The sequence below is a fragment of the Sorangium sp. So ce381 genome, from assembly GCF_051473845.1.
In the GTDB taxonomy this organism is placed as follows: Bacteria; Myxococcota_A; Polyangia; order Polyangiales; family Polyangiaceae; genus Sorangium; species Sorangium atrum.
This window is the reverse complement of the sequence record NZ_CP150336.1, coordinates 7,738,989-7,756,215: the sequence shown is the minus strand read 5'-3', so window position 1 is coordinate 7,756,215 and position 17,227 is coordinate 7,738,989. Positions and strand designations below refer to the sequence as shown.

The window sequence follows — 17,227 nt, the reverse complement described above, 5'->3', positions numbered from 1 at the left end:
AGGTGCGCCTGAGGCCCCGGCTCACCACCGTGTCCAGCGCGAGATTCGCCGCACGCGGGTATACCGCGTATCGTCGTTCGCGAGGCCGACCTGGTCCGCGACGTGCGTACCGAGGTGGGGACCCCAGCCGCCGTCGTCGAACGGCGCGTCCCCGTCCGCGCCGAGGTTGTAGTCCCAGCACTGCGCGTAGTGCTGCGTGACGTTCAGGGATTCGACCGCGCAGTTATTGTCCGGGGCCGTGTCACCGTCGTGGTCGGGCGACGACCACCCCGAGAGGAAATGGGAGAAGAAGACGTCGGCGTCCCCGGAGCGGTGCAGGGGGCGGAGGAACTTCATGGTCGTCGTGTCGATGCCTTCGGCGGTCGCGCGCAGGACCTCCGCGACGGTGCCCTCGATGTCCTCGATCTCATCGCGGTACTCCCGGCCGACGAGGTAGAGAGAGCCCCTGTAGAAGTTCCGCGCGAGCGCCGGCTCGCCCTTGGTCCCGAGCCGCTCGGCGTACGGGATGTCCCAGAACGCCAGCGTCGTTCCCTCCGCCGAACCAACGCTGTTGTAGACGAGCGCCCACCCTCCACCGTCCGTCTCCAGATCGCACACCACGGGGAACTCCGGATCTCTCCCGGCCCCGTCCAGATCGAGGGTGTACACGCCGCTCGGCAGGCCGCGGGGGACGTCGGCGCACCGGGCGTAGGCGCACCCCGCGTTGACCGCGCCGTCGCAGTCCTCGTCCTCGGCGGTGTCGCAGCGCTCGGCGGCGGGCAGCACCTCTCCGGCGCACGGGCCGAAACCGTTCCCTTCGTCGTCGCAGGTCTTCACGCCGGCGCGGCAGGGTCCGCGGTTCAACGTGGCCGGCGCCCCTTCGTAACAGGCCTCCTGGCGGCCGGGCTCGCACCCGCCCCCGCCGCTCGACGCCGAGGCGCCGCCCTCGGCGCTCCCGGCCGAGCCGCCGCCGGCGCTCGACGCCGAGGCGCTCCCGCCGCCTCCGGCGTCGCCGTCTCCGAACCTCCGCACCCTGGTCGAGCAGGCCGACACGGCGGCGAGCAACACGACGGCTGCGCACCAGGCACCTGCGACCGAACCTCGGCCGAGCGACATGCGACCTCCACGGACACGAACACACGCCACGCGGCCTTATACACCAGCCGTCCCGGCGCGCGCATCCGCCCAGCGCGGTCGGCTGCTCCGCCGCCGGGCGCCGGCACGTTTCCGACGCTCTTATCGGGCGAGGGCCCGTGGCGTGCCCTGGTCGCTCTGCAGCGCAAAGGCGATGGCGCTCTGGAGCGTGCTCTTCGTCACGAGGCCCGCCAGGTCGAGCGAGAGCCCGACGAGCGTCTGCGCCACCGCGGGCCGGATGCCGGTCAGGATCGTCCGTGCGCCGAGCAGCTGCAGCGCCTTCGCTGTGTCGACGAGCCCGGCGGCGACCCGCGTGTCGATTTCCTTGAGCCCCGTCACGTCGAGGATGACCACCTGAGCCTGGGTGGACTGGACTCCAGCGAGCGCGGCCGACATCACCTGATCGATCCGCTCCGAGTCCATCTGGCCCACGAGGGGCATGACCATGATGCGATCGGTGATCGGGATGAGCGGCGTCGACATCGCCTGCATCGTGTCGCGGAGCCGCGCGAGCGTCCGCTCGAGCTTGTCGAGCAGCTCCCTGTAAGGCGTGACGTCGTGGGCGGTGCCGTAGACGAGGCGGCGCGACGGCTCCTCGGCCGCGTCCAGGTGCGCGGTCCACGCGAGCCACCTGTAGGAGCCGTCCTTGCATGCGTACCGGTTGTCGAACTTGATGGTCGTGTGGCCCTGGAAGAGCGCGGCGGCCTCGGCGAGCGTGGCCTCGCGGTCGTCGGGATGGACGAACTCGATGAACGGCTTCGAGATCATCTCCGAGGGGGCCCAGCCGAGGGTGCGCTCCCAGGCCGGGTTGGCGTGGCGGAAGTACCCCTCTGCGTCCAGGGTCACGAGCAGGCCCACGGACACCCGGAACAGCTTCTCGTAGACCGTGGTCAGCTCCGCCGCCTGCGTGAGCTGCGCCGTCCGCTCCCGGTCGCTCGTCAGGTCGAGCGCCGTGGCGACCATGAGGCGTTCGGAGGGCGCTTCGTCCATGTCCACTCGGGCGGTCCAGCCGAGCCACCGGTACGAGCCGTCCTTGCACACATAACGATTGTCGAACCGGCCGTTCGCACGACCCTGGAAGAGGGCGGCGGCCTCGGCGAGCGTGGCCTCGCGGTCGTCGGGGTGGACGAGCTCGATGTAGGGCCTGGCCCTGAGCTCGTCGAGGGACCAGCCGAGGGTCTGCTCCCAGGCAGAGCTCAGGTCATGGAAGTAACCGCGCGCGTCCGCGGTGGCCAGGAGTCCTGACGAGACCTGGAAAAGTCGTTCGTAGCTCAAGCCCATGTCGTCCCCCTCGCGGGCAGGCAGATGCGCGCCCGTCGTCGAGGCCGCCCGCCATCAGCGATTCTCCTGTCCGAGCGCCGGCGAGCGCCTCGCGCGCCGCCTGGCCAGAGCGCGCACGCGCAATGCCCAGGCGGCGCGACGTCGACCTCACCGCGCGTCGAAGCCTGCTTGTCCACGAGAACGGCTTATGTGTCAAGGGTATCGGGAGGCTCGTTAGCGGGCGTGCTGGGCCGGCCGCGCCAGAAGGGACGCCCGGGCCTGGCGAAGCGCGCGCGCTCGGAGGTCGCCACTGTCATGTCGCCGAGGTTGCCAGCCCACGATGAGGCGGGTACGGTCCGCGCCCCAAAGGAGTGGACCATGACCGTCTCTGCGATTTTCAACCCGGCGCGCTGGCGCGAGGTCGATGGGTTCTCGTTCGAGGATCTCACCTACCACCGCGCCGTGGACCAGGGCACCGTCCGCATCGCGTTCAACCGTCCCGAGGTCCGCAACGCGTTTCGTCCCCGCACCGTCGATGAGCTGTACACGGCGCTCGAGCACGCGCGCACGACCTCGGACGTGGGTTGTGTGCTGATCACCGGCAACGGCCCTTCTCCGAAGGACGGCGGCTGGGCGTTCTGCTCCGGCGGCGATCAGCGCATCCGCGGGAAGGACGGGTACAAATACGAGGGTGAGAGCGCGGGGCAGGCCGACCCGGCGCGGCTCGGCCGGCTCCACATCCTGGAGGTGCAGCGGCTCATCCGGTTCATGCCCAAGGTCGTCATCGCGGTGGTGCCCGGCTGGGCGGCGGGCGGCGGCCACAGCCTCCACGTGGTCTGCGACATGACGCTGGCGAGCCGCGAGCACGCGATGTTCAAGCAGACGGACCCGGACGTCGCGAGCTTCGACAGCGGGTATGGCTCGGCGCTGCTCGCGCGGCAGGTCGGGCAGAAGAAGGCGCGGGAGATCTTCTTCCTCGGGCTCGATTACACGGCGGAGCAGGCGGCGGCGATGGGGATGGTCAACGCCGTCGTCCCTCACGCGGAGCTCGAGGAGGAGGCGCTTCGGTGGGGCGCGATCATCAACTCGAAGAGCCCGACCGCGATGCGGATGCTGAAGTACGGCTTCAACCTGCCTGACGAGGGGCTCGTCGGACAGCAGCTCTTCGCCGGCGAGGCGACGCGGCTCGCCTACGGCACGGAGGAGGCGAAGGAGGGCCGAGACGCCTTCCTGGAGAAGCGCCGCCCGGACTTCACGCGTTATCCCTGGCACTACTGACGACGGCGCGCCGCCCGCTCCCACGCCCGGAGCGCACAATAGCGCTTGACACCGACATCCACTTCCTTGATGGTGGCGGCGTTGTAAGATTCCGTGCGCGGCGTCTGGCCGCGCGGCTTCAACTTTACCTGGAGATACACATCATGCTTTGTCTTTCGGCTGCGAAGTCGGCTCGTCGGGAGCGTTCTTGGCTTTGGTTGGGAGGGTCTCTTCTTCTGGCGCTCGCGGGCGGCCTCACCGCTGTTGGCTGCGGCGACGACAGCCCCTCGGACGGCGCGGGCGGTGCGGAGGCGTCGGGCGGCGCGGGCGGTACGGGGGGCGCCGGCGGCGCGGGTGGCGCCGGCGGTGCGGGCGGCGCGGGTGGCGCGGGCGGCGAGGCGCCGGTCGAGACGGTGCCGCCGTCGGGCACCGAGCTGATCCGCGTCAACCAGGTCGGGTACCTGCCGGCCGCCGCCAAGGTCGCCACGGTCGTCGCCGCGGCCGACAAGCCGCATGCGTGGGAGCTCGTCGACGCCGGCGGCACGGTGGTCGCCAGCGGGGCGACCCGCGTCGTGGGCGACGACGCGAGCTCCGGCGAGCACGTGCACACCATCGATTTCAGCGGTTTCACGACCGTCGGCGAGGGGTACACCCTCCGTGTCGGGGAGGTGTCGAGCCACCCGTTCGACGTGGGCCCGACCATCTACTCTCAGATGAAGTACGACGCGCTCGCGTACTTCTATCACAACCGTTCCGGCATCGAGATCCTGGAGCAGTACGTCGGCCCCGACCACGCGCGCCCGGCGGGGCACCTGCCGGACAAGGCCCCTTGCGGCGCGGATATCGGCTGCACGTACACGCTCGACGTCACCGGCGGGTGGTACGACGCCGGCGATCACGGCAAGTACGTGGTCAACGGCGGTATCTCCGCCTGGACGTTGCTGAACCAGTACGAGCGCTTCGTCGCGCTCGGGTCGACGGCGGACGACTTCGGCGACGGCAAGCTGAAGATCCCGGAGAACGCGAACCAGATCCCCGACCTCCTCGACGAGGCCCGGTGGGAGATCGAGTTCATGCTCGCGATGCAGGTGCCGGAGGGCCAGACCAACGCGGGCATGGTGCACCACAAGATCCACGACCTGGAGTGGACCGGCCTGCCGATGCCGCCGCACGAGGATCCGCAGCCGCGCTTCCTGCGCCCGGTCAGCACGGCGGCGACGCTCAACCTGGCTGCCACCGCGGCCCAGGCCGCGCGCATCTGGCGCGAGCTCGATCCCGGGTTCTCGGCCAAGTGCCTTGAGGCCGCGACGCGGGCGTGGACCGCGGCGAAGGCGAACCCGAAGGTCGTCCCGGACGAGAGCAAGGTCGTGGGCGGCGGCGGCTACGGAGACGCCGAGCTGAGCGACGAGTTCTACTGGGCGGCCGCCGAGCTCTTCCTCACCACGGAGGACGCCGCGTACCAGGCCGAGCTCGCGGCGTCGCCGTACAGCGAGGAGCTCGCCGGCGCGGACGGCACGTTCAGCGCCATGACGTGGGGACAGGTCGACGGGCTGGGCGCCATCTCGCTCGCTGTGGTCGAGGCCCAGCATGCCGCGGCGGAGCGTGAGGCGGCCCGGACCAAGCTGATCGCCATCGCCGACAAGTACCTCGAGGTCGTCGGGGCGGAGGGGTACCGGGTGCCCTTCAAGGCGAACGAGAAAGGGTATCCCTGGGGCTCCAACTCCTTCGTGCTCAACAACATGCTGGTCCTGGCGCTCGCCCACGACTTCACCGGCGAGCAAAAGTACTTCGACGGCGTCGCGTCGGGCGCGGATTACCTCCTCGGGCGCAACCCGATGGACAAGTCCTATGTCTCCGGCTACGGCGAGCACCCGCTCGAGAACCCGCATCATCGCTTCTGGGCGCACCAGCTGGACGCGTCGTTCCCGTCCGCTCCGCCCGGCGCGGTCTCCGGTGGGCCGAACTCCGGGCTGGAGGATCCGGTGGCGAAAGAGGCGCTCGACGCGGCGGAGGGCCGCGCGAAGTGCGTCCCGCAGAAGTGCTACATCGACCACATCGAGGCGTGGTCGGCGAACGAGATCACCATCAACTGGAACAGCCCGCTCGCGTGGACGGTGGCCTGGCTCGACGAGAAGGCCAAGGCGAGCGCCCAGTGACCCGGAGCGCGGGGGTGGGGCACGTTGACTGAAGGTGGGGGCTTTTGAGCCGCCAAGCACGCCGAGGACGCCAAAAAATATAATAATATCGACGTCTTATTGGCGTCTTATGGCGCCTTGGCGGTTCCATCATCCCGGCAGGGTGGGGGATTTCCGCCACCCCCGGAGCGCCGTGCAGCCCCGCTGCGCCCGCCGCGCCATGCCCGCGATGAGCGATTGGCCGCGACAACCGTCCAGCATCTGCTAGGTTGCGCGGCTTTCATGAATCCAGCCTCATCGCTCGACGCCTTGCCCGCGCCGCTCGCGGGCGCCCTCGCCCGCCGCGGCTTCACCTCCCTCACCCCCGTCCAACAGGCCGTCCTCGCCCCTGAGCTCGCCGGGCGGGACCTCCGCGTCTCGTCGCAGACCGGCTCCGGAAAGACCGTGGCCATCGGCCTCGCGCTCGCCCCCCGTCTCGCGCGCGCCCTCGCCGAGCGCGCGGCCGCGCCCGACGGCGCGCCCCGAACCGCGGCGGCTCCTGCCGCGGTGATCATCGCGCCGACGCGCGAGCTCGCCGCGCAGATCGCCGGCGAGCTCAGCTGGCTGCTCTCGCCCCTCGGCGCGCGCGTCGCGTGCGTCACCGGCGGCACGAGCTTCGGCGACGAGGCGCGCTCGCTGCGGCGCGACCCCCTGGTCATCGCCGGGACGCCCGGCCGCCTGCTCGATCACCTGGACCGCGGGACGCTCGATCCGCGCGGTGTCCTCGCCCTCGTGCTCGACGAGGCGGACCAGATGCTCGACCTCGGCTTCCGCGATGACCTCGAGGCGATCGTCGGCAAGATGCCCGAGGCTCGCCAGACCCACCTCGTGTCGGCCACCTTTTCCCGCGAGGTCCGCGCGCTCGCCGATCGCTTCCAGCGCGACGCCGTGAGCGTCGAGGGCACGCGCCCCGGCGCCGCGAACGGCGACATCGCCCACGTCGCCCACCTCGTGCTGCCGGCGGAGCGCGACGCGGCGGTCGTGAACCTGCTGCTCCTCGCGCCCGGCGAGCGCACGCTCGTCTTCGTGCGCACCCGCGAGGGCGCCGCCGAGCTCGCCGACAAGCTCACCGCGCTCGGCCTGCCCGCGCGCGCCCTGAGCGGCGACCTCGAGCAGCGCGAGCGGACCCGCACGCTCGACGCGTTTCGCTCGGGCGCCATCACGACCCTCGTCGCGACCGACGTGGCCGCGCGCGGCATCGACGTCCCCGAGGTCGGGCGCGTCATCCACGCCGATCCCCCGGGTGATCCCGAGATCTTCACGCACCGGAGCGGCCGCACCGGCCGGGCGGGCCGCAAGGGGACGAGCGTGCTGCTCGTCGCGCCGTTCGCGCGAGAGCACGCGCTGCGGCTGCTCCGGCGCGCGCGCGTCGAGGCCACGTTCCGGCCGGCGCCGTCGCCGGACGACGTGCTCCGCGCCGCCGACGAGCGGCTCGCCGCCGAGCTCGCCGCGGTGCGCCTGGAGGGCGCGGCTGCGGGCGATGCGGTCGCGGGCGACGCGGCCGCGGTCGATGCGGCCGTGGTGGACGCGAACGTGCGCGGCCCGCGCGAGGCGTCCGGCCCCGCGCCCGAGGCGCGGCACAGGGAGCTCGCTGCCCGCCTGCTCGCGGACATGGACGCGACCGAGCTCGTCGCGGCCCTCCTCGCGCGGGCGAAGCACACCGGCCCCTGCGCTCCGCAGCCCGTCACCGCCGTCGCGCCGCCCCGCTCCGAGCCGCCGTCGCGCGCCCGGCCCTCTGCGCCGCCCTGGTCCGGGGCGCCGTCGCGCGCCCGGCCCTCTGCGCCGCCCTGGTCCGGAGCCCCATCGCGCGCCCGGTCCTCCGCGCCGCCCTGGTCCGAGGCCCCGTCGCGCGCTCGCCCCGCCGCTCGTCAAGGCAACGGGGAGCAGCCCCCGCGCCTCCCCTTCGTGCCTTTCCAAGTCAACTGGGGAGAGCGCCACGGCGCCGACCCCCGGCGCCTGCTCGCCCTCGTGTGCCGCCGCGGCGGCGTCTCGAGCCAGCAGATCGGCGCGATCCGCATCGGCTCCACCGCGTCCGTCGTCGAGGTGGCCTCCCCGGCCGCGCCCGAGTTCGCGCGCGCGGTCAACCAGCCCGACGCGCGTGACGCGCGGATCCGCATCGTCCGCGCGAGCTCGATGCGCGTCGAGTAGCGCCGCCCGCCAGGGATCCGGCGAGAGATTGGACGCAAAGGCGCCAAGCGCGCAAAGACGCAAAAATTCACGGCGATTGTTCTTCCTTTTGCGCCTTTGCGTCTTTGCGCCTTTGCGTTGAACTCTCTCTCCGCTTGCGAGGCAGATCCCGCGCTACTGCTGTGATCGCCTGCGAGGGCGTGGGGTTTCCTGATTTCTCGGAGACCTCGGGTGTTGTACAACGGCCGGGTGAACCGAAGCCCGAACAACAAGCCACCCCTATGCCGCCTCGCGAGCCCGGCCGCGGTGCTCGCTGCAGTGCTCGGTCTTGCGCTCGCCGCGTGCGGCGGCACCGTACCTCCGCCGAACGACCAGCTCGCCTCGTCCCAGGCCGCCATCCGCGCGGCCGACGAGATGGGCGCCGGGTCCGACCCCCAGGCCACCCTCCACCTGAAGCTCGCGCGCGAGCAGCTCGAGAAGGCCAAGCAGCAGATGCAGGTCGAGGACAACGCGTCTGCCACGCGCCTCCTCCAGCGCGCCGAGGCCGACGCCGAGCTCGCGCTGGCGCTCGCGAAGGTGCGCTCCACGCAGGCCGAGGCGCAGGAGGCGCTGAAGCAGGTCGAGAAGCTGAAGCAGGCGGGGGTCAAGTGAAGCGAGAGGTGATGGTGATGGCTTCCCTGGTGAAGAACCCGTCCTGGTCTGGCCGGTCCCTCGCCCTGTGCGCCGCGCTCTACGCGGCGTCGGGGTGCGGCGCGGCCGTCCCGCCGAAGGAGCTCGTCGACGCCCGCGCGAGCTACAGGCGCGCGGCGGAAGGCGCCGCCTCGCGCCTCGCGCCGGCCCAGCTCGACACGGCGAAGCAGGCGCTCTCCCGCGCCGAGGGGGCGTTCGGGGAGGACCCCGAGGCCCCGCAGACGCGCGATCTCGCGTACATCGCCGACCGCAAGGCCCAGGAGGCCGAGGCGGCGGCGGCGCTGCTGCAGGCGCAGCGCGACAAGGCCTCGGCCGAGGGCGCCTTCAAGGACCTCTCGCAGCAGCAGCTCGCCAGCGCGAGGGAGGCGCTGCACAGCGGCCAGCAGCAGATCGAGCGGGAGCGGTTCGCCCGCGCCCAGGCCGAGACCGCGCAGCAGCAGGCCGAGAGCGCGCGGCAGCAGGCCGAGAGCGCGCGCACCGCGGCCGAGAAGGGCCGCCAGGAGGCCGAGGCGGCGCGGCGGGAGGCCGAGCGCGTCGCGAACGCGGCGCTCGCGAGCCTCAAGGAGATCGCCGCGGTGAAGGAGGAGAAGCGCGGCGTGGTCATCACGCTCTCGGGCGCGGTGCTCTTCGCCTCGGGCAAGTCCGATCTCCTGCCGATCGCCAAGGAGAAGCTCAGCCAGGTCGCGGCCACGCTGAAGGACCAGGGGTCGCCGCCCATCAGGATCGAGGGGCACACCGACTCGACCGGCTCCGCGCAGGCGAACCGCAAGCTCTCGCAGGAGCGCGCCGACGCCGTGAAGGCCCACCTCATCACGGCGGGGCTGCCCGGGGACAAGATCGCGACCGTGGGCCACGGGCCGGATCGCCCCGTGGCGGACAACACGAGCGCCGAGGGCCGGGCCAACAACCGGCGCGTCGAGATCATCGTCAATCCCACCGGCCAGCAATAGCGGCGCCTGCCCCGCGGTTGTGCGGGGGGCGCCGGCGGTGTTAAGCACGGCGCGTGATCGGACGCTTTTTCCGCCGGATCTGGCAGGAGTACGTCATCGACCTGCGCGACCGGCTCGACGCCGAGGCGGCGCACCACCGGGCGACCACGCCCGTGGGCGAGGTCACCCGCCGGATGGTGTGCGTGTTCCTCACCGTGATCGGGGCGCTCCTCTTCGTCCGGTTCGCTGGCAACGAGAACGACACGCGCTGGATGGTCGACGGCCTGCGCGCCGTGGGCCTCGACGGCGCCGCGGCGAGGCTCCACGACGCGCTGAACACGTCGCCGGATCGCCGCTTTCACCAGCGGATCGTCTGGGCGCTCGGCCGCCTCGTCGGTTACCTGATCCCGACCCTCGTCGTCGCGAAGCTCGTGCTGCGGGCGCCGATCCGGAGCTTCGGCCTGCGCGTCCGCGGGACGGCGCGGCACCTGCCCGTCTACGGCGTCCTCTTCGCCGTCATGGCCCCGTTCCTCTTCGCCGCGTCGCTCTCGCCGGCCTTCCAGGCGAAGTACCCCTATTACAAGCTCGCGCCAGGTGAGGGCCTGTGGCCCTGGCTCTGGGCGTGGGAGGCGCTCTATGCGGCCCAGTTCGTGGCGCTCGAGTTCTTCTACCGCGGCTTCTTCCTCCACGGGATCCGCCGCGCGCTCGGCTACTCCTCGATCTTCGCCATGATGGTGCCTTATGCGATGATCCATTTCGGCAAGCCGCTGCCCGAGGCGCTCGGCTCGGTGCTCGCCGGGTTCATCCTCGGCACGGTGAGCCTGAAGAGCGACTCCATCTGGGGCGGCTGCGCCATCCACATCGTCGTCGCGACGTCGATGGACCTGCTCTCCCTGGCCCATCGCGGGCTTCTCTAGCGCTTCCCGCCCGAAGCCAGGCCGCGGATGGCCGAACTTCGGCGCCGCATCGCGCGCGCCCTCCTCGAACGGGCTCGAGGAGCACGCCTGGATGCCTCGCCCCTCGCGGGCTCGTCACACCCGCTGTCGCGGGCGCGTTGCACTGTCGCGGGGCGAGCCGTCAGGACACCCGCCGGGAGAGGGCGTCGCGGAGCTCGCAGAACTTCTTGAACATCTGCCAGGTGTGGAAGGCCTTCCGCGAGCGCCCCGCATATTCACGGACGCGACTCCCGAACTCGGCGCGCTCGTACGGATCGGGCTCCTGCTCGGCGACCTGCCAGTCGAGGTGGGTAATCACGCGGTCCAGCCGCTCGAGCAGCGCGCGGCTGGGCTGCGCCGCCGACATCTCGGAATACCACTGTTCCATGATCTCGGGGCTGACGGTCTGATTTGCCATGTGCGCCAAGCCGAGGTGGACGGGGTACACCTGGCCGGAGGGGCTCGGGCGGAACTCCTCCCCGCGCTGGTCGAGCTTCTCCTTCGAGCTGCTCTCGCCCGTGGACTTGCCGTCGCCCTTGGAGCCGCCGCCGGCCATCTGGGTGAGGACGCGCGCGAGGTTGTGAAAGATCATCCGCTGGGCTCGCCCGCTCACGTTGAACTTACTGCAGAGGTAGCGCGCGGTGCAGAGGGCCGAGAGGATGAGCTGGTCCATCTCTTCGTGGGCGGCGATCTGCGGGAAGAAGACCTTGAAGAAGAGCAGGTTGAGGTCGAGCTCGCGCTGGAAGAACCTCTGGAACTTGGGGTACGTCGCTTCGCTTTGTTCCGCGCTCGAGAGGGTGCCATTGCTCAGCATCTGGCTGTGGCGCACCATCGGCCGGAGGCCCTTCTCGGGCTTGTCGGCGCCCATGACGAAGAAGGGGATGTCCTGGCGCTGGAAGAGCACCTGGGCCCAGGTGAGGTGGCGGTTGGCGACGAGGTCCAGGCACATGGGGGCCTGCAGGACGGTCATGTTGTTCTGGCTCCCCTCGATGCCCACGAGCAGGATCGCCAGCTCGCCGAAGAACGGGTTCCTCGCCTGGCCCGGGATGCGGAGCGCACGCGACAGCTCCTCGATCACGCTCGCGGGGGGGAGGAGGTCGAGGTAGTCGACGATGCGCTCGTAGCTCAGGTCGAGCGCGGCGCTCGAGTCGTCGCCGATGCGGTGCATGATCGAGAGCGCCTGCGAGAAGATGAGGCGCACCGAGCCCGCGTACGCCATCCCGACGTGACGGCCGTTGCCCCACGGGAGGGCCATGTTGCGGAACTCCGGCTTTTGCATGGCCTTCATGAGATCGATGCCGTCGAGCGTCTTGCCGAACGCCTTCTCCATCTGCTGCACGTTCATGATGAGCGCGCTGCGTTTGGCCTTCACCAGGTCATCGAGGCTGTAATTCTTGCCCCACGTGTTCTCGAGCAGGTTCTTCTTGCGGGCGAGGACCTTCGCGAGGGTGGTGAAGCTCTTGACGACGGCATCCCGGCGGGGGGCGTCCTCGAGCAGCGTGTCCGGCGGCATGAGCGAGACGAGGACGAGGAAGCGCTTGTTCATCCGGGCGAGCTTCAAGATCGTCTCGGTGGCGTCTCTGGCCCCCATGAACCGGGTCATCCGGAGGATGAGGTCGAGCACCAGCATATCCGCTGGGGTCCACGCGATCGGCAAGGTCCCCCCCAGGTTCTTCAGGAGCGACCTGCGCACGATCTGGTAGACTCGGAACCTGGCGTCGGAGACGTAGCTGCGGAATGGCGCCGTCTGGCGCCGCTGCCCCTCGGCGGTCGCCGTGAGCCCCCGGGAGATATGCTCGATGTTCGCCGAGCTGAGGTGCGTGCGAGCCTTGAAGAGATCCGGGGGCATCCAGTTGAGGGGGATCGCGCGCGTGTCGTTGGCGAGGAAGTCCTGCTCGTTGATCATCATCGACAGGCGGCCGACGGTGTAGAGCAGGTCCTCTCCGGTGATCACGTTGAGCTCGGCCTCCTCGCCGATCGCGTGGTTCACGCCGGCGAGGGTCAGCTGGACGACCTGGTGCAACAGGCGCAGCCGCTCGAACTCGAACCGACGGCTCGGGTCGGATCCGAGCGATCCCGAGACGACCCGCGGCGCCCTGCCCATCAACACCGCGAAGTCCTGCAAGGCGGCCCTGTAGATCCGCTCCGCGTCCTCCTGGTAGGCCTGGCGTGGGCTCCTCAGGCGCGGGAGGGCGCGCTGCAGGCTGCTCAGGCTGGTCACGTCGAGGTAGCTCACGATGAGCGAGAAGACCTCGGGCGGACACACCTCGAGGAGCTCTTGCAGTGTGCCGGGCATGCCGCGATTTCAGCGCCCCCGCCCGGGAAGTGTCAAATTCGCAGCGGTGTGCCGCGTCGACGGACAGCGCCCGTGAACTCGGCGCCGGCATGAGCCGCCGCGCCGGAGCGTGCGTGTCGTGCGGGCTCGCCTCGAGGCGCTCAGGCCAGGGTCCTGCCGCCGTTCACGGACAGCTTCTGGCCCGTGATGAACTCGGCGGCGTCGGACGCGAGGAAGGTGACGGCCTCGGCGATGTCGTCCGGCGTGCCCATGCGCCGGAGCGGGTTGCTCGCCCGGTAGGCCTCGATGGCCTCGGCGCTCGCGCCCTCCTGGATGTGGCGCTCGACGACGACCCAGCCGGGGGACACCTGGTTGACGGTGATCCCGTGCGGGCCGAGCTCCATCGCCCACGAGCGCGTGAGGCCGAGCTGCGCGCCCTTCGCCGAGACGTAGCTCGAGAACTCGGGCACGCCCTGCTCGAAGACCTCGGACCCGACGTTGATGATCCGCCCCGACCGGCGCGCCTTCATCCCCGGGACGACCGCCTTCGCGAGGAGGACCGGGCTCTTCACGAAGAACTCGAGCTGGTCGAGGCAGTGCTTCCAGGTCAGGTCCTCCAGCTTGACGAACGGCTGCGGGCCCGTCGCGTTGATCACCAGCACCTCGATGGGGCCGAGGCGGGCCTGCACCTCGCCCACGAGCCGGGCGACCTCCTGCTCGTCGCGCACGTCGGCCTGGAACGCCTCGGCCTCGCCGCCGCCCTGGCGGATGCCCTCGACAACGCGGATCGCCTCCTCGCGGCTGCCGAAGTAGTTGACCGCGACCCGCGCGCCCGAGGCCGCGAGCTTGCGGGCGATGGCCGCCCCGAGGCCGCGGGAAGCGCCGGTGACAAGGGCGACTCGTTTGGATAGTTCGTGCGCCATTCAGGCTTCTCCAGGGGATGGGTGACCGCGGTTCGCTCGCCGCTGCGAAGGAGATCGGCCGCACAGGCGCGCCTCCGGGAGCCTCCCTGCCGCGCGGGCGCGGACCGCTGGCCGCGCGGCAGAAGGGTCGACAGATGGTCGAGGTCGGTCACCCCCAGCTGTAAACGAGCAGGATCCAGCAATACAAGATTTTTCCGCGTATAAACTTGAACATCGGTCTTTCCAGCAGCACAGTTGAAGTTTTTCAATTCAATCCGCTGCGGGGCCTGGCGGGGGTGGTGTACGCTGGGCCACATGAACAAGCGCACGATCCGGCAAACTTTGCGGCTCCTGGTGATGCTTGCGATGGGGCCCGTGTTCTGTGCTGCCGTGGGGATCACGGTGATCCACGCGTGGCTCGACGTTCGGCGCAGGTCGCCGGCGCGGCGTCCTTTCGCGCGCGCTGGGGTGCGGCATCGCCGGCTGCGCCTGCGCGAGCAGGCGCCGCTGTGATCGCCGCGGCGCTCGCGCTGCGGGGGATGGCGCGGCGGGGTGGCGGCGCCGCTCAGCGTACGACGAGGAGCCAGGCGAGCGCCGCGGCGGTCGAGGCGAGCGTCACCGGGACACCCACCCTGGCGTAAGCGCGGAAGCCGATCTCGCGCTCGGCGCCCACCGTCTCCACGACGATGATGTTGGCCACCGAGCCCAGCAGCGTGAGGTTGCCCGCGAGGGTGGACACCAGCGCCGTCGTGATCCAGGCGAGGTGCGGATCGGGCTGGCTGCGGATGTACGAGTCCGCGAGAAGGATGAAGGGCACGTTCGAGACGATCTGGCACCCGGCGAGCATCGCGATGCTCAGCCCGAGCAGGCCCAGCGTCGGCCCGGAGGGCAGGAAGGGGCTGGCCGCGCGCAGCGCCTGCTCGGGCATTCCGGTCTTCTGGAGGCCCGCCACGACGATGAAGAGCGCCCCGAAGAAGACGAGCACGTTCCACGACACCCGCTCGAACAGGCCGTTCGCGTCGCGCCGGTGGAGCAGGATGACCGCGGTCGCGCCGCCGATCGCCGTCCACGCCAGGTTCGCGCCGAGCATGAACAGCGCCGACACGACCGCGATGCAGGCGAGCGGCGCCAGGGCGCTCGGCCGGTCGCCTCGCGTCGACGCGGGCTCGGGCGCGGGCTCGGGCGCGGGCGCGGGCGTCCGCACCGCGATGCGGCGCCGGAGCAGCAGGTGCAGCGTCACGGCCGTGACGGCGAGCCCGATCAGCGCGGCGGGGCCCGCCTCCAGCAGGTACGTGCGGTACGAGATGCCGGAGAGGTGGCCCACGAGCATGTTCTGCGGGTTGCCGGCGAGCGTGAGCGCGCTGCCGGCGTTGGCGCCCATCGCGAGCGCGAGGAGGTACGGCGCCCGCTCGAGCCCCGCGCGCCGGGCGGTCCGGTCGACGAGCGGCGCCAGCATCACGCAGACCGAGTCGTTCAGCAGCACCGCGGAGGCGAGCCCGGAGGTCACCGTGACGAGGTAGAGCAGGCGGACCGGCGACAGGTCCCGCCGGCCGACCCACGCGGCGGCGTGCTCGAACACCCCCGCGGCGTCGAGCGACGCCGAGAGCAGCATCATGCCGAGCAGCAGGCCGATGGTGTTCGGCTCGACCGCGGCGAACGCTTCATGCGGGTCCAGGCCGGCGCCCGGCTGGATCGCGCTCAGGAGGACCATGGCGCACGCGCCCGCGAGCGCGCCGGCCGGGCGTCCGATGGGAAGGATCGACAGGCGCCGCGCCGCGATGAGCACGTACGTCGCGGCGAATACGAGAAGGACGGACCACACGGCGCGGATCTAGAGTCGTCGGGGGGGATCCTGTCAAACTGGGAATGCCAAGGCATGGGCAGGCAGCTCTCGACCCCCACCGCGATCCTCCTCGGCAGCGCCATGATCTCCGCCGCGGTCTATCTCGGCCTTCGCCACGGCCCAGCCGGCGTCCCCACGGAACCGCGCCCCGCCGCGGGAGCGCCCTGGCAGCCTGCCGATGCGGTGTCCTCCGCCGGGGCGGCGCTGGCGCCTGCAGCAGGCGCGTCGGCGCGCCCGCTCCAGGCGCCAGCGCCGAGCGTGCCGCGCGAGCAGGTCGCGATGCAGGCCGCGCGGGCGCTCGAGGCGCACAGGCCGGCCCTGCTCGAGCGCTGCTACAAGCCGGCGGCCGCGGCGCAGCCGGCGCTGCGCGGGGTGAAGTACATCTTCAACCTCACGTTCGACGCGCGGGGCCGGCAGCTCGCGCGCGGCATCATCGAGGACCGCGAGGCGTCGCGCCCCGAGGTCACGGCCTGCGTGGTCGACGCGCTCCCGGCGGTCGCCGTCCCGCCGCCAGGGGCGAACGTGCGCGTCGATGTCCCGTTCTCGCTGCCGTGATCGAGGGGAGGGCCGGGCTCGCGGGCTCGCCGGCGCCGGGGGCGAGCGCGGCGCCCTTGACGCACCCGCCTGAACGCCCGATGCCGGAGCGGTGACGCCCGACCAAGCCTTGAAGGAAGCGGCCACCGGCGCCCTCCGCCCCGTCTACCTCGTGCTGGGGGAGGAGCGCTGGCTTGTCGATCGCGTGGTGAGCGCGATCCGGGAAGCGGCGGCCAAGGGGGGCATCGCCGGCTTCAACGAGGACAAGTTCACCGCGGGCGACGCGCCCGTCGAGTCGATCCTCGGCGCCGCCCGCATGCTCCCGATGATGGCCCCGCGCCGCTTCGTGCTCGTCCGCGGCGTCGATCGCTGGGAGAAGAAGGACGAGGGCGACGACGGCGAGGGGGACGACGAGCGCGGCGCGAGCGGCAAACGAGGCGTGTCGAAGCAGCTGAGCCCGCTCGACGCGCTCGCGGAGTACGCCAAGGCGCCGTCGCCGAGCGCGGTCCTCGTGCTCGTCGCGACGAAGCTCCACGGCCAGCGCCGCCTCGTCACCGCGGCCAAGAAGGGCGATTTCCTTGTCGGGTGCGAGCCCCTGAACCGCCGCGCCTTGCCCGGCTTCATCGCGACCGTCGCCCGCGAGAAGGGCAACCCGATCGCGCCCGACGTGGCCGATCAGCTCGCCGAGCTCGCCGGGCCCGAGCTCGGCTACGTCGTCGACGCGCTCGAGCGGCTCTCGCTGTACGTCGGGGCGAAGCAGCCGATCACCGAGGACGCGATCGCCCAGGTGGTCATCCGCGTCCGGCAGAGCACCGTCTGGGAGCTGATCGACGCCCTCGGGAAGCGGCGCCTCGACCGCGCGCTCGCGGCGCTCGCCGACGCCTACGATCCGCGGGACGGCGGGCTGCGGCTGCTCGGGGCGGTGTCGTGGTCGGTGCGGCAGATGGTGAAGTTCGAGTCGGCGCTCGCCGGGGGCGCGAGCCAGGCCGAGGCCGCCCAGCGCGCGGGGGTGGCCCCCTTCAAGGCGAACGACGTGGCGCAGTCGGTCCGCCAGCTCCCGAAGGGCGCGCTCGCCGGCTGGATGCGCGTGCTCGCGGAGACGGATCTCGCGCTGAAGAGCAGCCGCCGCCCGGCGCAGGCGGTGCTGGAGACGATGCTGATGGAGATGTGCGCGCGCTGAGCGGGGCT

General features: G+C 71.4%; 14 protein-coding genes. 9 read left to right on the top strand and 5 right to left on the bottom strand.

Going from position 1 to position 17,227, the window contains the following annotated elements:
- Positions 1-21: 21 nt before the first annotated feature.
- Positions 22-1,095 carry a fibrinogen-like YCDxxxxGGGW domain-containing protein gene (locus WMF29_RS28770; RefSeq protein WP_437323338.1) on the bottom strand — a complete coding sequence of 358 codons (1,074 nt, stop codon included), beginning with the start codon at positions 1,093-1,095 and terminating at the stop codon, positions 22-24.
- Between the two features lie 120 nt (positions 1,096-1,215).
- Positions 1,216-2,394, bottom strand: coding sequence for a PAS domain-containing protein (locus WMF29_RS28765; RefSeq protein WP_437323337.1), 1,179 nt, complete (start codon positions 2,392-2,394; stop codon positions 1,216-1,218).
- A 357-nt stretch (positions 2,395-2,751) separates the two neighbouring features.
- Between WMF29_RS28765 and WMF29_RS28760 the strand changes: the two genes are divergently transcribed.
- The 6 genes from WMF29_RS28760 to WMF29_RS28735 all read left to right on the top strand — a co-directional run bounded on the left by WMF29_RS28760 (position 2,752) and on the right by WMF29_RS28735 (position 10,467).
- A complete protein-coding gene (locus WMF29_RS28760; RefSeq protein WP_012237941.1) occupies positions 2,752-3,651 on the top strand; it encodes a 1,4-dihydroxy-2-naphthoyl-CoA synthase in 900 nt (299 codons plus the stop codon).
- A 197-nt stretch (positions 3,652-3,848) separates the two neighbouring features.
- Entirely contained in the window at positions 3,849-5,786 is a 1,938-nt protein-coding gene (locus WMF29_RS28755; RefSeq protein ID WP_437323336.1) for a glycoside hydrolase family 9 protein, read from the top strand.
- A 261-nt stretch (positions 5,787-6,047) separates the two neighbouring features.
- The gene (locus WMF29_RS28750) at positions 6,048-7,952 is read left to right on the top strand and encodes a DEAD/DEAH box helicase (protein ID WP_437323335.1); all 1,905 of its coding nucleotides are present in this window, start codon (positions 6,048-6,050) and stop codon (positions 7,950-7,952) included.
- A 228-nt stretch (positions 7,953-8,180) separates the two neighbouring features.
- Entirely contained in the window at positions 8,181-8,582 is a 402-nt protein-coding gene (locus WMF29_RS28745; RefSeq protein ID WP_437323334.1) for a DUF4398 domain-containing protein, read from the top strand.
- A gap of 17 nt (positions 8,583-8,599) precedes the next feature.
- Positions 8,600-9,571 (top strand): OmpA family protein, encoded by a 972-nt coding sequence (locus tag WMF29_RS28740; RefSeq protein ID WP_437323333.1) that lies wholly within the window; start codon positions 8,600-8,602, stop codon positions 9,569-9,571.
- A 53-nt stretch (positions 9,572-9,624) separates the two neighbouring features.
- Positions 9,625-10,467, top strand: coding sequence for a CPBP family glutamic-type intramembrane protease (locus WMF29_RS28735; protein ID WP_437323332.1), 843 nt, complete (start codon positions 9,625-9,627; stop codon positions 10,465-10,467).
- 160 nt (positions 10,468-10,627) lie between these two features.
- Here WMF29_RS28735 and WMF29_RS28730 read toward each other — a convergent pair whose 3' ends face one another.
- On the bottom strand, positions 10,628-12,781 hold the full coding sequence (locus WMF29_RS28730) for a hypothetical protein (RefSeq protein WP_437323331.1): 2,154 nt from the start codon (positions 12,779-12,781) through the stop codon (positions 10,628-10,630).
- A gap of 140 nt (positions 12,782-12,921) precedes the next feature.
- On the bottom strand, positions 12,922-13,683 hold the full coding sequence (locus WMF29_RS28725) for an SDR family oxidoreductase (RefSeq protein WP_437323330.1): 762 nt from the start codon (positions 13,681-13,683) through the stop codon (positions 12,922-12,924).
- A 294-nt stretch (positions 13,684-13,977) separates the two neighbouring features.
- Between WMF29_RS28725 and WMF29_RS28720 the strand changes: the two genes are divergently transcribed.
- Positions 13,978-14,175, top strand: a complete 198-nt coding sequence (locus WMF29_RS28720; protein WP_437323329.1) for a hypothetical protein — start codon at positions 13,978-13,980, stop codon at positions 14,173-14,175.
- 52 nt (positions 14,176-14,227) lie between these two features.
- On the opposite strand, the gene WMF29_RS28715 is transcribed toward WMF29_RS28720, so the two are convergent.
- Complete coding sequence (locus WMF29_RS28715) at positions 14,228-15,484, bottom strand: SLC13 family permease (RefSeq protein ID WP_437323328.1); 1,257 nt, start codon at positions 15,482-15,484, stop codon at positions 14,228-14,230.
- A 54-nt stretch (positions 15,485-15,538) separates the two neighbouring features.
- Here WMF29_RS28715 and WMF29_RS28710 point away from each other — a divergent pair, with 54 nt between their 5' ends.
- Entirely contained in the window at positions 15,539-16,060 is a 522-nt protein-coding gene (locus WMF29_RS28710; RefSeq protein WP_437323327.1) for a hypothetical protein, read from the top strand.
- 91 nt (positions 16,061-16,151) lie between these two features.
- Positions 16,152-17,219 (top strand): DNA polymerase III subunit delta, encoded by a 1,068-nt coding sequence (gene holA / locus WMF29_RS28705; RefSeq protein ID WP_437323326.1) that lies wholly within the window; start codon positions 16,152-16,154, stop codon positions 17,217-17,219.
- Positions 17,220-17,227: the final 8 nt, after the last annotated feature.